Source organism: Paenibacillus xylanexedens, assembly GCF_017874615.1.
Classification (GTDB): Bacteria; Bacillota; Bacilli; order Paenibacillales; family Paenibacillaceae; genus Paenibacillus; species Paenibacillus xylanexedens.
This window is the reverse complement of the sequence record NZ_JAGIKV010000001.1, coordinates 156987-172895: the sequence shown is the minus strand read 5'-3', so window position 1 is coordinate 172895 and position 15909 is coordinate 156987. Positions and strand designations below refer to the sequence as shown.

Sequence of the window (15909 nt, the reverse complement as noted above, 5' to 3'; positions counted from 1 at the left end):
GGATTTTATATGGGAGAGGGGTGGAACGGACGATGCGTATTTTGCATACAGGGGACTGGCATTTGGGAAAAACGCTGGAAGGACGAAGCCGACTGCGTGAACAGGAAGATTTCGTTGATGAACTCGTCAGGGTGGCTGATGAGCAGCAGGCGGATGCCATATTGATGGCCGGGGATGTGTATGATTCGGTGAATCCTCCCGCAGCGGCGGAACAACTATTTTATGAAGCGGCAGCACGTCTGACGGAGCATGGAAGACCTCTTGTGGTGATTGCAGGAAATCATGATCAGCCAGAACGTGTAGCTTCTGTAACTCCACTTGTGAACAGGCAGGGCATTACACTCGTAGGGATGCCTACTTCAGAAGCGGTAACCATTCATGCAAAGCGAACCGGAGAAATTGCACAGATTGCCGCACTACCTTATCCTTCTGAAGCCAGATTGAATGAATTGCTGACAACAGATGGGGACGAAAATGTGCTTCGTCAGGCATACAGTCAACGGGTGGGCATGTTAATGCAGCGTCTGGCAGCTTCTTTTCGCCCGGATACCGTGAACTTGGCCATGAGCCATATCTATGTGCTCGGCGGACTTGAGAGTGATTCGGAACGTCCGATTCAGATCGGTGGGGCCTACACGGTAGACCCTTCGTCTTTATCGACTGGTGCGCAATACACGGCGCTCGGACATCTTCATCGTGCACAGGCTGTCAAAGGAGACGGTGTGATTCGATATAGCGGTTCTCCTCTCGCCTACAGCTTCTCAGAAGCGGGGCAGAGCAAGTCTGTCACGATGGTTGATCTGGCACCGGGTGGAGCAGCACAGGTAGAAGAAGTTTTGTTAACGTCCGGGCGTCCACTTGTTCGTTGGCAGGCGCGGGGTGGTCTGGCAGAAGTATATCGCTGGCTGGACGAGGGACGTGATCCGCAGGCTTTTATCGACATGGAAGTGTGGCTGGACGAGGCAATGTCCCTGAAGGAGATTCAGCAGCTGCGAAAATCACATGAAGGTATCATTCACATACGCCCCGTGTATCCCGAGATGGCTGCAGCAGGAATTTTGGAGCAACGATCCGAGTTACCTGTACATGAACTGTTCCGTAAATTCTATCAGCGTCAGACCGGTGGTGCACAGCCGGAAGACAGCCTAGTACAGCTTTTCCTGGAACTTGTGGATGAAGACGAGCCGGGAGTGCGTGAGGAGGTCGAGGAAAGATGAAGCCAATTCTATTAAAAGTTGCCGGACTGCAAAGTTATCGGGAGATGCAGGAAATTGATTTTACCGTACTGACGGAGACGGGACTATTCGGTATTTTCGGTCCAACGGGTAGTGGCAAATCTTCCTTGCTCGATGCCATCACACTCGCCATGTACGGAAAAGTGGAACGTGCGGTGAACGGCACGCAAGGCATTATGAATCATGCAGAAGATTCGTTGTCGGTTGCTTTTACATTTGAACTGATGTCAGCTGAAGGCACTCGGAGGTTCCGGGTAGAGCGACGTTTCAAACGAAATAATGAAGTGTCGGTGAGTAACACGATCAGCAAATTCATAGAGACGGTCAATGGCGAAGAACAGGTACGTGCCGACAAATTGGCAGATGTGAATCGCTGCGTTGAAGATGTGATTGGTTTGAAGATGGATGATTTTACACGGGCAGTGGTGCTTCCGCAAGGGAAGTTTGCCGAGTTTTTGTCACTCAAAGGCAGTGAACGTCGCCAGATGTTGCAACGATTATTCCATCTGGAGAAGTACGGGGACCAGTTGGCCATCAAATTAAGTCGACGGGTCAAGGATAATGATATGGTTCACCAATCTCTTGCTGCGGAGCAACAGGGACTTGGTAATGCCAGCAAGGAGACACTGGAAGAGACCAAACGTCTTCTTCAAACCGCAGTTCAACAGTCTGAATTGTCCCGCAAAGCGTTGGATGAAGCTGCGAAGGAAGCCGAACAGCTGGGCAAAACACGTGAGTTAAGCAACGAACGGCAGGCCCGTACGGATGAACAGCAGAAGCTGAAAGCACTGGAACCACAGATAGAGGCTGGCGAACAACGGCTGAAACAATCCGTTGCGGCAGATGTAATACTGCCTGCATTGCAGACGGTTCGAGATGCCACAGCTACACAGAAGCAGCGGCAGGATACCGCCGAGACAGCTCATCAGCAAGCACTGGAACATGAGCGTCTGGCTGTTCAGGAAGCGGAGAAGGCCGAGACGGCACGTACGCAAATGACTGAGGAAGAACCGAAACTTTTGCTGCGCCTGGAGCAACTCGAACAAGCGAAAGAGCTGCAACGGGAACGGGACGGACTTCAAGCCGATTGCTCGCGTCTCGCGCAGCTTCTGGAACAGGGACAAGGCGAACAGACTGCGCTGGGACAGCAGCTTGAGAAAGAAAAGGAGTTGCAGCAGCGTGGGCGTAAACGGCGTGAGGAACTACAGGAGAGCCTCAAGCCAAATGAAGTGAAATCAGAGGAACGCAGGCAACTTCAGGCTGCGCTTGAACTGAAGCATCGTGTGGATACTGCCGCGGAGCAGCTGCAGCAAAACAGGACTGACATGCAAGCTTATAAGCAGTCGGCAGAACAGGGAGCCGACAAGCTGAAGGGGGCGGCTGAGGAAGAAACACGCCTGAGTGATCAGCGTCAGCATCTGGTAGAACAGGCGTCAGCAGGTCTTGAGGCCTTGCTTGGCTGTGAGCAGGACATCAGTCGCGAACAAAGCCTGCTGGCCCTTGCGGAGGAACAGCTGCGTGGCACGATGCGTGAGCAGGAGCTGCACCGGCTGTCCTCCGCCTTGCGCGCCGAGCTGCGTGACGGCGAGCCATGCCCGGTGTGCGGCTCGCCGCACCACCCGCTCCCGGCTGCGCCGCCGGGAGAAGGTCCGCACGCAGGCGATGCGGACCTGGAACTGCTGCGCAGCCTGCACGCGGAGCTGCAGGAGCTGCGCTTTGGGCTGCGCCAGCAGCTGCACGAACGTCGCAGCCTGCTGACGCAGCTTGGCGCTGCGGCCGGCTCCGCTGCCGCAGCCGAGGCCGCGCCTGCGGCAGCGGAGCCCGAGCCCGCCGGGTCGCCCGAACACGGGCGCTCCCCGGCAGGCTGGGCATCGCGTGCCGCTGCGCTGCGCGAAGCCGCGCAGGCGCTGGCTGCCGCAGCAGCGCCGCTCCAGGCCGAAGCCGCCGCGTTGCAGCAGGCGGCTGTGGGCGCGCAGCAGCGCCGCATGGAAGCGGCAGCAGCGCAGGAGGCCGGCCGTGCCGGGCTCGCCCAGGCGGAGCGCAAGCTGGCCGAGAGTGAGGCCGCAGTGGTTGCCTTGCAGGGCCGCTGGGCCACGGAACTGCCGGGCGTCGCTCAGGAGGAGGCCAAGGCCCTCTATCAGGCGATGCAGGAGCGCGATGCGCGCGCCGAAGACATCAAGGAACGTCTGAACAAAAGCGTGACATTCCTTGAGGAAAAAGATCAGAGCATCCAAACTCTCCAGCAGAAGCTGGTTGAATTGGACAAACAACTGATCCAGTGGCAAACGCAGTGGCAGGGCAATAGTAAACAGCTGGCCGAGAAGGAAGAACGCCTGCGCCAGTGGGTTGGAGAGCAGCGGGTAGAAGATCTGATTACTGCGGCTCAGGCTCGTCTGGATGGACTGCGGAAAACAGCTTCGGACTCGGCACAACGCTTCAAAGAAGCGGACACGCTGAAGCAGGAATCAGCGAAGAAAGACGTTATGGCTCAGCAGGCAGCCGCCTCGGCAACAGAACATCTGCAACAGGCACAGGAACGGTGGAAGCAATTGCTGGAACAGTCCCCGTTTGACTCGGATGATGCTGTTGTATCCGCGGCAATTCCTTCACATGAAGCAGAACGACTGGCAGGAGAGATCCAACAGCACCGTGAACGTGAGCGTGAACTGGCATCCCAGTTGCGTGAATTGGAACAAAAGCTGGGTGGTGCTGCCGTATCGGAGGAACAGTGGTTAGCCTGCACCGAACGTTTGCAGCAAGTCCGAATTGAAGATGAGGCAGCCCTTCGTGCCAAGGCACGCGCAGAACGTGATTTGGAGGATGTGGAGCAGCGACATGTTCGCTGGACCGAACTGGAGAACAAGCGGGTGGAGGTAAGCCGTCAAGGCGAACTGCTCAGCAAGCTGCAATCCGCGTTCAGAGGCAATGCTTTTGTCGAGTATATTGCCGAAGAACAACTGATGCAGGTTAGTCATGCGGCATCTCAGCGTCTGCGCTTCCTGACCAAACAGCGTTATTCACTGGAGGTGGATTCCGGTGGTGGTTTTGTAATCTGTGATGATGCCAACGGGGGAGTCAAACGACCGGTATCGACGTTGTCAGGTGGTGAGACGTTCTTGACCTCATTGTCACTGGCTTTGGCATTGTCGGCCCAGATTCAGCTGCGAGGTCAGTACCCGCTTCAATTCTTCTTCCTGGATGAAGGGTTCGGTACACTTGACCCGGAGTTGTTGGATACCGTTATTACGTCTTTGGAAAAACTGCATGACGACCGATTGGCTGTCGGTGTAATCAGTCACGTGCCTGAACTTCGTGCACGCTTGCCGCGCAAACTTGTGGTGATTCCAGCAGGTGAGGCCGGAAACGGCTCACGGGTGGTCTTGGAGACACTGTAGAGGGCAATGTGTAAGCAATATAGGACATAGAAGCGCCTCTAATAGTCCAAGCAAAATGAATAATAGAGGTTGTTCAAAAAGTCCGCTTTTGATTACGAATGGTGCCTAGCGGCATCATCAACATCGAATATGGAATTCAGCCGAAATAAGTAGGGGCTTATGAAGGTTGTTTCCTTCGGAAATATTGCGGTTGCTCACGTAGCTCTATCTATGCTCCGCTACTCCATTTCTAGCTTTATCCCGTCTTTTTGGTACTGAAAACCGCCCTTTTTAAACACGCACTATTACCGAATATTATTATTGTAAAAATATTTCTTTTCTTGCTTTTATAACATAGCGGAGTGAGTTTCATCACAGATACAGGTTCATCCTGCTGTTATACTACAGTTAAGCCGACAAACTTTATTTAAGTACCCCGGCGGACATCTGATCAGGACGTTTCCTGAATAGATGTCCGCGCAGCAGACTTCCAAGGAAGCCGCTCACGGGGTGCTTCTTTTTTTTGTGTTTGCTCGTCAGTAGTGTCAATTCGCCCAGTTCTGAATACCATGAAAAGGTGATCAAGAGCAGAATCAGGGAGGCGTTGGCAAGTGGAAAAAGTGGAAGCGAAGAAAATATGCAAGGAACACATGCACCGTTATGTATGTGTACAGATGAATGACGGTATGCACTACGATGGCATTATGGAAAATGTGGATGACGAAATGATCTACCTGGCTGTTCCCGTTGGACCGGAAGCCATGGTGAATCATGCGAACTGGGCTCCAAATGCAATGCCGGGAGCAAACTATCCGATAGGTCATACTCGCGGATTTTACCCAGGATACGGGTACCCTACTCCTTATCCATATTATGGTTATGGACGTAGACGTTTTAACCGGCTTGTGCTCCCGTTATTTGGGCTTACAGCGTTAAGTCTGTTACCGTATTATTGAGATTGAATATCAGGCATAAACTATAGTGAGTCATTCTCATGCACCTTATGAAAGTTTTTGAAAAAGAATAAGTTGAGGATGGCTATGTTTCATTCATGGATACTGTAAAGTATGAAATAGAGCGGTCTTATCACATATGGAGTCCAGCCTGATGTATCGCGACAGTCATTGCAATACAACGGGCAACATACCGAACATCCAAAAGGTCATGCCTGTGCAGAAGCGAACTTCTGTAAGGCATGACCTTTTTTTGAACCTAATTAGTGTAAGGTCGATGATGAACGGATAGTACATAGCGTGTATTCAAACTTGCTGAAAGCAGAAGCTGGCCTGAACGTGTCCGCAGCAGACGCGAACCGCATCCTGAATATGTGAGAACGTGCCTATGTGCGAGTAAATGATTAAGACACCGCAAAGCTTTAATTCTCTATTCGATAAAAATCTTCGCTTCGGGATGGAATCGCTGCTGTTCTCTTGCCCACGGTTGGAGGAGCAGAGCATGGTGTGCGAGCGCTGACGAATCTGAGGCATCTTATTCAAGCCTTTGAAGCGCCCGCAGAATTTTAAGGAATCTGATACACGTTATAACCGAATAAAGAGCTGCTTTCAGCATTTTTTTGAGGTTATTTTGGGAAATAACGTGCCTACTGTTCCTTATAATTTCAAATGAGGGCCTGAACGCCAAATAAGACGTCCTGTGTTCCTTAGAAAATCGTCGACTACCCATTCGCGAGCATCAGGCAGTATGGACTTCAAAAAGCCCTTAACTTAATGCAGATTTCAAATCCTCAAGTAAATCTTCAACATCCTCGATCCCAACGGAGATACGAATCAAACCATCCGTGATCCCCAATTCTTGCCGACGTTCATAGGGAATGGAAGCATGTGTCATTCGGGCAGGTACAGAGATTAAACTCTCCACCGCGCCCAGACTTTCAGCCAATGTGAAATAACGGACTTTGCTTAACACTTCATCTACTTTCTCGGCACTGCCTACATCAAAGGAAACCATACCGCCATATCCTCTCGCTTGCGTGGAAGCGAGCTTGTGCTGCGGATGGTCGGGCAACCCGGGATAATAGACTTTGCTCACTGTTGGATGTTGATTCAAAAATGCTACAAGCTGCTCTGTATTGCGTTCTTGCGCTTCCATGCGCAATCCTAATGTTTTAAGACCTCGCATTAACAGCCAGGAATCCATAGGTCCCAGGACTGCGCCGATGGCATTTTGAATGAAATGCAGGTCTTCTCCAAGTTGCTCGCTGTTGACAACCGCAAGTCCTGCCACGACATCACTATGACCACCGATATATTTCGTTGCAGAATGCAGTACAATATCTGCGCCCAGAGCCAGCGGGGTTTGCCAATAAGGCGTACTAAACGTGTTATCCACGATGAACAGCAATTCATGTTGTTTTGACCATTTCGCTACAGCAGCAATATCGGTGACCTTGAGTAACGGATTGGTTGGTGTTTCTACATAAATGGCCTTTGTATTGGATTGCAAAGCCTGCTCCAGTGCTTGTAGTGAGGTGGTATCTACAAAGGTAGACTCGATCCCCAGACGATTCAGCACTTTGGTGAAAATGCGATAGGTCCCGCCGTATACATCATCCGTCAGAATGACGTGATCTCCAGTTTTCAAGAGAGACAACACAGCGTGAATTGCAGCCATGCCCGAACTGAAAGCAAAACCGCGAACGCCATCCTCCAGCTCTTTAATGATTTCTTCCAACGCATGACGGGTAGGGTTGCCTGTACGTGAATACTCGTATCCTTTGTGTACGCCAACCGATTCTTGCTCATACGTGCTTACTTGATAGATCGGTACACTCACTGCTCCAGTGTGTGGATCACCAACAATACCTGCATGAATCAGCTTGGTTTTTGGTCTCATTTTATTGTCCTCCATTATAGATATTTTGGCTTAAATACCGTTCGCTGCTATCCGGGAAAATAACGACGATGTTACTTCCGGGGGCTGCGCGACCAGCTTCGTTTAATGCGGCTTGCATAGCCGCTCCTGAGGAACTTCCTACCAGTAAACCTTCCAACAAGGCTAGATCCTTGACCCGCTCAAAGGCATCTTCATCTGAGATCGTATGAATGGCATCAAAGTAACTCACATCCATAAAAGAAGATAACGTTTCGACTCCTATTCCTTCTGTACGATGTGGTCCCGATGGACCTCCTGCGAGAATCGAACCTTCGGGTTCGACGATACATGTTTTGATTGACGGGTTTTGCTCCTTCAAATAGCGGGATCCTCCCATGAAAGTACCGCCTGACCCGGCTCCGGCGACATATACATGCACCTGTCCGTTCAAATCACGCCATATCTCAGGGCCCAGATGTTCATAATGTGCGAGTGGGTTATCCGGATTGGAGAACTGACCTGGAATATACGAACCTGGTATTTCTTTCGCCAACGATTCCGCCTTGCGTATGGCACCCGTAATTCCTTCGGATGTGGGTGTGTTCACAACCGTAGCTCCAAGGGCTTTCATCAATTGCTGCTTCTCGACGCTGAACTTCTGAGGTACCGTGAAAATAACCTTTAAATTCAGGCCTACAGCGGCCATTGCAAGACCAATTCCTGTGTTGCCTGCGGTAGCTTCAATCACTGTTCCACCTGGCTTAACATCTCCTCTTGCCAAGGCCTTCTCCAATAAAAACTTGCCGATCCGGTCTTTCACACTTCCTCCAGGATTCATGAATTCCAGTTTGGCGAACAGGCGGATTCCTTCCGGTAATGGATAACGAGTTAATTCAAGCAGAGGTGTATTACCTATAAGTTCCTGTATATGTTGATAAACGGTCAAATTAACCAATCTCCTTTTTTACGTTCATTAACCATACATATTTGTTTACTCGGGAAAAGTGCGTGATAAAACCATATTTCGATAAAATGGCTTGTAATACATCCAATTTCGTATAGTATTTGGCTCGATGATAGATGGAGAGTTGACCTAGATTACCTGGTTGTGTGCCTAGAGATTGGACGTGGGTTTTTACTTCTAGTATGATAGAAGGGAATACATACATTGGAATACAAAGGAGGGTATGAACTATGGATTGCTTATTTTGCAAAATTGTAGAGGGCACCATTCCCTCCAATAAAGTACTGGAGAATGACCATGTTATCGTGTTTCATGACATCCAGCCCGCTGCACCGACACATGTTCTCGTCATTCCGAAGAAACATATTGCTTCGATGAATGAAGTTACCGCAGAAGATCTGCCTTTGATCGGTGAGATTCATCTGGCTGCTCAAGAAGCGGCCAAGCGCCTTGGTGTGGAGGAAACAGGATATCGCTTGATCAACAATTGTGGTAAGGATGGAGAACAAACCGTTCATCATCTGCATTACCATTTGTTGGGTGGTACCAGGCTTGGCGTGTTGACAAGTCTGTCCGATTCTCACAAATAAACGAGCTAATGGGTACTACTATTGAGGATTTAGTCATATGTATTAAATCCATGAATGTGTGACCAAATGCTTATATAATGAATCCATTTCATAATACCTTTGAGTTATGAAATGGATTCAAATAAGTGATCATTACATTGAGGTTGACACCTTTATTATCTTTCGCCTATAATGTAAGATGATGAACCGTGTTATTGCTCTTGGACGGTCTGGTCGGAGGGAGGGAAAACTGGTGTCTGAAACTAAAGTTCGCAAAAACGAGACTATTGATGCTGCACTTCGTCGTTTTAAACGCTCCATCGCTAAAGATGGCGTATTGGCTGAGGTGAAGAAACGTAAGCATTATGAGAAGCCAAGCGTAAAGCGCAAGAAAAAGTCCGAGGCTGCTCGTAAGAGAAAGTTTTAGGAGGATTTTAATTACATGAATCTTAGCGAACGATTGAACGAAGATATGAAGCAAGCGATGAAGAGTAAGGACAAGTTCAGACTCTCCAACATTCGGTTGATTCGTTCGACGATCAAGAATCTTGAAATAGATTTGAAAAGAGATTTGGATGACAACGAAGTGCTTGATATCCTGAGTCGTGAAATCAAACAGCGCAAAGATGCCCTCCAAGAATTTGACAAAGCGGGCCGTGAAGATCTCGCGGCAAATGCAAAAGCGGAAATTGAAGTACTCATCCAGTACCTTCCCACACAGCTTACCGAAGAAGAAATTAAAGTTATTGTACAGCAGACCATCCAGGAAACCGGTGCTTCTTCGAAAGCCGAGATGGGGAAAGTCATGGCGGCCCTTATGCCGAAAGTTAAAGGCAAAGCGGACGGCAAACTGGTAAATCAAGCAGTTCAACAATTTCTGCAATAAAGCAAATCAATAAACACCTTCTGACTTGTCAGGAGGTGTTTTTTCCATTTATCAGAAGGCATGATGTCCTTGGGATGGCGAAATTTCTTTTTAATGGTTAATATATATTATTATGGATTTTTATTCTTGCATTTGATCGAGTTTTCAAATATAATTTTAAGATTTTGAAACGAAATGTTGCATTGCACGTAATAAATACCATAAGCTGGACAGTATAACATTAATGGAAAAGGGGGGGACTATTGTGAAGGGAAAGCGCCGGAAGAAGCTTACGGGGCCATTGATGCTCTTAATGCTGCTGACGCTGTTGCTTCCTGTCTGGATTGGATCACCGTCAGCGCATGCAGCTGAGAAGAGTGGCGCCGTATATATTATTCCGGTTGATAAACCAATCGAGCAGGGACTTGGCAAGTTCATGGAACGCGGGTTCAAGCAAGCAGAAGAGATGAATGCTGGGCTGATCGTTCTTGATATCAATACGCCGGGAGGCCGTGTCGACACTGCAGAAGCATTGGGTACCCTAATTAAGGACAGTCCGATCGAGACTGTTGCATTTGTCCGTGGAGATGCTGCTTCAGCCGGGAGTTTTCTGGCTCTGAATGCAGATAAGATCGTAATGTCACCAGGAAGTATGATTGGTGCGGCAGCAATGGTGGACAGTTCGGGTAAACATGTTGATGATCCAAAGCTTGTTGCATTCTGGAAAAGCAAAATGCAGGGAGCGGCTGAAATCAGTGGTCGTGATGGCAAGATTGCAGCTGGAATGACGGATGTCAACATCGTTGTTGAAATGCCAGAGATCAATAAAACGAAGCAAAAAGGTGAGATTATTGCTCTCTCGGCTGAAGAAGCGCTGAAAGTTGGTTATGCCGACCACATCAGCAACACACCGGAAGAAGCGGCAGCTTGGCTCGGTTACAGTCAGGATGACGTATTTAAGGTAGAACGAACGACAGCGGAGAATATCTCCTCTTTTCTTACCAATCCGGTTGTTATGACTGTGTTATTGTTCCTCGGAATCGCGGGTGTGATCATTGAATTGATTGTTCCTGGTTTTGGAGTTCCTGGTATTGTAGGTATCGTGTGTTTCGTGTTGTATTTCTCGGGTAATTACATTGCGGGATTTGCCGGAGCAGAGACATGGGTGCTATTTACCGTCGGACTCATCATGATGATTCTGGAGATGTTTATTCCGAGCTTTGGTATTCTGGGGATTTTGGGATCCATTGCGCTTGTTGCAGGTGTTGTGAGGGCTGCTTATGATACGAGTGATGCATTCGTTTCCCTGGGTATCGCTTTCGGAGCAGCATTGGTAGTGATTGCGATTATCGCAGTACTGTTTAAAGATCGAGGGATATGGAATCGGTTCATACTGAGTGACAGCATGTCTGCTGATCGGGGTTATTCATCAGCCACAGAACGCAAAGAGCTGGTTGGTCTGCAAGGAATCAGTCTGACACCACTTCGTCCTTCTGGAACAGCGATGTTTGAAGGGGAACGAATTGACGTTGTGACCGACGGAGATTTTATTCCCATCGATACTCCGATTATTGTGATTAAAGCGGAAGGTACCCGGATTGTGGTTCAGCAAGCTTTGCCGGTGTAACCCGCTCTGTTGTCGAAGCGGATTAACGCTTCGGCAATGTACATAACCACGTAGCTGAAGCTGCCAGCGAGGTGGTGCATTCTTTAATTTAGCAGCGGATTCAAGAGTGTCTTCTCTTCTCAAATATTTTTATCAAATTCAAATTGCAAATGGAGGAAATTAAACAATGGACACATCTATGATTACGATTTTGCTCATTGCGGTAGTAGGTATTATCGTATTGAGCGTATTCTTCAGCTTTTTCCCGGTTATGCTCTGGGTTTCAGCGATTGCATCCGGCGTACGCGTAAGTATTATTACACTGGTAGCGATGAGACTGAGACGTGTAACGCCTAGCCGTATCGTAAATCCACTGATCAAAGCTACCAAGGCGGGTCTTAAATTAACCATGAACCAACTGGAAAGTCACTTCTTGGCCGGTGGTAACGTTGACCGTGTTGTAAACGCTCTGATTGCTGCACAACGTGCCAACATTCCACTCGAATTTGAACGTGCAGCTGCTATTGACCTCGCAGGTCGTGACGTATTACAAGCCGTACAAATGAGCGTTAACCCACGAGTTATCGAAACACCGATTGTCTCTGCGGTTGCCAAAGATGGTATTGAAGTTAAAGTTAGAGCACGGGTTACGGTTCGTGCCAATATTGACCGTCTCGTCGGTGGTGCTGGTGAAGAAACAATCATCGCCCGTGTTGGTGAAGGTATCGTAAGTACGAACGGTTCCTCCAATTCTCACAAAGACGTCCTGGAAAATCCGGATCTGATCTCCCGTACCGTATTGTCCAAAGGTCTGGATGCAGGTACTGCTTTTGAAATCCTGTCCATTGATATTGCGGACGTTGATGTAGGTAAGAACATTGGTGCCTTCTTGCAAACAGAGCAAGCAGAAGCTGACAAACGTATCGCTCAGGCGAAAGCAGAAGAGCGTCGTGCAATGGCCGTAGCGCAAGAGCAAGAGATGAAAGCGCGCGTAGTGGAAATGAGAGCACGTGTGGTTGAATCTGAATCCCAAGTACCTCTTGCCATGGCTGAGGCACTTCGCAACGGTAAAATTGGTGTGATGGATTACATGAACCTGAAGAACATTGAAGCGGATACTCAAATGCGTAACACATTGGGAAAACCTGGTGAAGGTTCGAATTCCAACGATCAGGGTGATTCCAAAAACGGAAGATAGGCGGTGAGTGCAAATGGGCCTATTTGAATGGATTTTTGATAATTTGTACATTGTAGCGGTTATTGGTTTTGCACTCTTCTCCTTCTTGGGGAAAGCTGCCAAATTGGCTGATCCGAACAAAAAGCGTCCTGCCAATGGGATGCCTACATTTGGAGGCAGTGGTGATGCAGGCCGGGATGAACGTTCAAGAGACAATTCATCTCCGCAGCAGTCTTCCGGACCTGCAGACCCGCGTTATGATGAACAGTATGACGATCGGTATGATGACGTGCAATATGAGAATCAGTATGATCAGCCGTATTCGGAGCCTGCTGCAACTTCTCGCCCCGCAACTGACTACAGAAGTGAGGGCACGATGAGTGCGATGGCAAATTCACTTGAGGAACAGATGAGAGGTATGGAAGAACAGCAACGTTTGATCGAAGAACGCTTGAATCGCATATCTTCTGCGAATAAGCCAGTTGTGTCTGATTCCAGTTGGGATGAGACCAGCACCGATGGATCGGGAGCGTCTCCGCTTCGTCCGGCAGACATTCGCACAGGTGTCCTGTGGGCAGAAGTACTGGGTTCCCCTCGTTCCAAACAGCCGTTTGGTACAAGAGGGAAACTGTAACAAGTCAAGCTATTGGACGGAATAGAGTCGTCTCTGGTGAGCAGAAAGCCGCCGGAGACGGCTTTTTCTGTGTTCTATCCTTTTTTCTCAACAATTGTCCCTAACACGCCCCGGAATTTTCATAAATTCATGAATCTGCGCATAAGTTGAACTGTAGAGGAAGGGGGAAGACCTTCGAATGACCCGGATCAGCCGCAAGCTGCGCAGATGGACCAGTGAAGTGTTGGATCTGCCGCAGGATGTGCTTTATGATATGCCACGGTTAACCCTGATCGGCAGTAAGCAACTGTATATAGAGAATCATCGCGGTGTCATCCATTTCACACCGGATCGCATCGTGTTGGCTCTTTCCCAAGGCCAATTGGAGATCAGAGGAAATGCCTTGGTGATACGTAACATTTTGCCGGATGAAGTAGCTGTTGAAGGAACGATTCTGGATATTCATATGAATGGAGTGGAGGGGAACGGATGAAGCAGCCCAGTCTGTATAAACTGCGGGGAGCAGTCCGAATCACGGTCACTGGGGGAGACATTGAAACACTGATCAACACGGTGGCAGAGCAGGGACTGGAAGTGTGGAACCTGCGTGCTCACGATGGACGCGTGGCAGAGATGAACATTCTGCTGCCGCATTTTTTCAGGTTGCGTCCTGTGTTGAAACGGACAGGCTGCAGGGTAAAAGTAACCCATCGCAGCGGTTTCCCTTTTTTTGCGGCCCGTTTATTGCGGAGGAAGTTCTTTCTTGGGGGTATGCTATTTTTTGTGGCAGCTTTGTTTGCGTTGTCTTCGATGGTATGGAGTGTGGAGGTCAAAGGTAACGTCACCATTCCCACCGACGAGGTGCTTGCAGCAGCGAAGAAAGAGGGCATATATCCTTTGCAATGGGGGTTCCGTCTGCAAAGCCAAGACAAGCTCTCCAGGCAGCTTGCACTCGCTCTGCCGGATGTAACCTGGATTGGCGTGAGTAAAGAGGGGACAACCATTACCATTCAGGTCGTAGAATCGGCGCAACCAAAGCGCGAACCATTACTGAATCCCAGACATCTGATCAGCAAGTCAGATGCTGTCATCACTCAAATCTATGCGGAGCAGGGACGCCCTGTTGTTCAGAAGGACATGCGTGTCAAAAAGGGTCAGGTATTAATCTCGGGGATTCTCGGGGATGAGGAGAACACCAAAACCATCGTTGCCAAAGGCGAAGTTCGTGGTCTGGTATGGCGTGAGTACCAGGTAGAGGTTCCGCTAGTGCAAAAACATAATACAATGACAGGTGAGAGCAGAGAACGTTTTTACATGGTGCTGGGGAATTGGGCGATCCAACTGTGGGGGTACGGAAGTACACCGTTCAGTTCATTTGATACTGAGAGTAATCATAGACCATTGACGTGGCGATCCTTTACACTGCCCATGGGTTGGCTGACAGAGAAAGATCTGGAGACCCGAGAGCATGAGGAACAACAGACGATAGAATGGGCCAGAACGAAAGGATTGGAAGGAGCAAGGAACGATATTATCGCCAAAAACGGTAAAGGAACAAAAATTATAAGTGAAAAAATTTTGCATGAGAAGAAAGAGAATGGTAAAGTTTATATGAAAGTCTTATTTGAAGTAGAAGAAAGCATTGCGGAAGAACTTCCGCTAGTCCATAGTCAAGGAGAATGAGGATATTTGTCAGAGCAAACACGCAGCATACAAATCTCCCTCCAGAGTGCGGGAGAGGGTCAATCTCTTTTTGGACCCCAAGATACTTTTCTTAAACTGATTGAATCCGAGATTCCTGCCCAGATTGCATCCCGTGAAGCGGAGATTGTGATTTTCGGCAACGCACAGCAGGTGGAATCGCTTGAACAATTATTTGATGTGTTACTGCAATTGATACGCAACGGATATGTGTTAACTGAAAGAGATGTGAAGTATGCGATTGAACTTGCCAAGGATATGCGGGCAGACCAGCTATTGGATCTGTTCAAGGGCGAGATTACGACAACGTACCGAGGTAAACCAATCCGTGTTAAAACCATTGGACAGAAGCACTATGTAACTACAATTAAAAAACGTGATATTGTATTTGGCATTGGTCCTGCCGGTACAGGTAAAACCTACCTTGCTGTTGTACTGGCTGTTGCCGCAATTAAAGAAGGCAGCGTCAAACGCATTGTACTTACACGGCCTGCTGTTGAAGCAGGAGAGAGCCTTGGGTTTTTGCCAGGTGATCTTCAGGAGAAGGTAGACCCGTATCTGAGACCGCTGTACGATGCCCTGTATGACGTTATGGGACAGGAACAGACCGCGAAGGCATTGGAGCGTGGGTTAATCGAAATTGCACCACTCGCCTACATGCGAGGGCGTACCTTGGATGACTCGTTCATCATTCTCGATGAAGCACAGAACACAACGCCGGAACAGATGAAGATGTTTCTGACCCGTCTTGGTTTTGGCTCCAAAATGGTCATCACCGGAGACGTGACACAGATTGATTTACCGCGTGGTAAGAAATCCGGGCTTGTGGAAGCGAATACGATCTTGAACGAAGTTAACGAGATTGGATTTGTCTATTTTGCCGAGCAAGATGTTGTGCGGCATTCTCTCGTCCAGAAAATTATCGTGGCTTACAACCACGCCGCAGAAAATCAAGCATAGAAAGGGATTGTCT

At 48.8% G+C, this 15909-nt stretch carries 14 protein-coding genes; 12 read left to right on the top strand and 2 right to left on the bottom strand.

The annotated features are described in order from the left end of the window. Positions 1 to 32 precede the first annotated feature (32 nt). From J2Z28_RS00845 to J2Z28_RS00835, 3 genes are all read left to right on the top strand, one after another. Positions 33 to 1217 carry an exonuclease SbcCD subunit D gene (locus J2Z28_RS00845; RefSeq protein ID WP_211080815.1) on the top strand — a complete coding sequence of 395 codons (1185 nt, stop codon included), beginning with the start codon at positions 33 to 35 and terminating at the stop codon, positions 1215 to 1217. Next, positions 1214 to 4630 (top strand): SbcC/MukB-like Walker B domain-containing protein, encoded by a 3417-nt coding sequence (locus tag J2Z28_RS00840; RefSeq protein ID WP_211080814.1) that lies wholly within the window; start codon positions 1214 to 1216, stop codon positions 4628 to 4630. Before J2Z28_RS00845 ends, J2Z28_RS00840 begins: the two co-directional genes overlap by 4 nt. A 590-nt stretch (positions 4631 to 5220) precedes the next feature. Further along, positions 5221 to 5565 (top strand): hypothetical protein, encoded by a 345-nt coding sequence (locus J2Z28_RS00835; RefSeq protein WP_017687233.1) that lies wholly within the window; start codon positions 5221 to 5223, stop codon positions 5563 to 5565. Positions 5566 to 6328: 763 nt separating this feature from the next. Here the strand turns inward: J2Z28_RS00835 and J2Z28_RS00830 are convergent. Together J2Z28_RS00830 and J2Z28_RS00825 are read right to left on the bottom strand one after the other, a co-directional pair. After that, positions 6329 to 7462 carry a bifunctional cystathionine gamma-lyase/homocysteine desulfhydrase gene (locus tag J2Z28_RS00830; RefSeq protein ID WP_211080813.1) on the bottom strand — a complete coding sequence of 378 codons (1134 nt, stop codon included), beginning with the start codon at positions 7460 to 7462 and terminating at the stop codon, positions 6329 to 6331. A 1-nt stretch (position 7463) separates the two neighbouring features. After that, positions 7464 to 8387, bottom strand: coding sequence for a PLP-dependent cysteine synthase family protein (locus tag J2Z28_RS00825; protein WP_211080812.1), 924 nt, complete (start codon positions 8385 to 8387; stop codon positions 7464 to 7466). 248 nt (positions 8388 to 8635) lie between these two features. Here J2Z28_RS00825 and J2Z28_RS00820 point away from each other — a divergent pair, with 248 nt between their 5' ends. The 9 genes from J2Z28_RS00820 (at position 8636) to J2Z28_RS00780 (ending at position 15896) form a co-directional block, all read left to right on the top strand. After that, positions 8636 to 8995, top strand: coding sequence for a histidine triad nucleotide-binding protein (locus tag J2Z28_RS00820; RefSeq protein WP_017687236.1), 360 nt, complete (start codon positions 8636 to 8638; stop codon positions 8993 to 8995). 232 nt (positions 8996 to 9227) lie between these two features. Next, a complete protein-coding gene (gene rpsU / locus J2Z28_RS00815) occupies positions 9228 to 9401 on the top strand; it encodes a 30S ribosomal protein S21 (protein ID WP_005547957.1) in 174 nt (57 codons plus the stop codon). Positions 9402 to 9416: 15 nt separating this feature from the next. Beyond that, positions 9417 to 9860, top strand: a complete 444-nt coding sequence (locus J2Z28_RS00810) for a GatB/YqeY domain-containing protein (RefSeq protein WP_017687237.1) — start codon at positions 9417 to 9419, stop codon at positions 9858 to 9860. Between the two features lie 223 nt (positions 9861 to 10083). Beyond that, positions 10084 to 11466, top strand: coding sequence for an NfeD family protein (locus tag J2Z28_RS00805; protein WP_051153847.1), 1383 nt, complete (start codon positions 10084 to 10086; stop codon positions 11464 to 11466). A 166-nt stretch (positions 11467 to 11632) separates the two neighbouring features. Continuing rightward, the gene (gene floA / locus J2Z28_RS00800) at positions 11633 to 12643 is read left to right on the top strand and encodes a flotillin-like protein FloA (protein WP_017687239.1); all 1011 of its coding nucleotides are present in this window, start codon (positions 11633 to 11635) and stop codon (positions 12641 to 12643) included. A gap of 13 nt (positions 12644 to 12656) precedes the next feature. Then, entirely contained in the window at positions 12657 to 13256 is a 600-nt protein-coding gene (locus tag J2Z28_RS00795; protein WP_211080811.1) for a hypothetical protein, read from the top strand. 178 nt (positions 13257 to 13434) lie between these two features. After that, positions 13435 to 13728: a sporulation protein YqfC gene (gene yqfC / locus J2Z28_RS00790; RefSeq protein ID WP_211080810.1), complete on the top strand. Its 294-nt coding sequence runs from the start codon at positions 13435 to 13437 to the stop codon at positions 13726 to 13728. Beyond that, positions 13725 to 14918: a sporulation protein YqfD gene (yqfD, locus tag J2Z28_RS00785; RefSeq protein WP_211080809.1), complete on the top strand. Its 1194-nt coding sequence runs from the start codon at positions 13725 to 13727 to the stop codon at positions 14916 to 14918. The genes yqfC and yqfD overlap by 4 nt, the downstream gene beginning before the upstream one ends. 6 nt (positions 14919 to 14924) lie before the next feature. Continuing rightward, positions 14925 to 15896: a PhoH family protein gene (locus tag J2Z28_RS00780; protein WP_017687243.1), complete on the top strand. Its 972-nt coding sequence runs from the start codon at positions 14925 to 14927 to the stop codon at positions 15894 to 15896. Positions 15897 to 15909 lie beyond the last annotated feature (13 nt).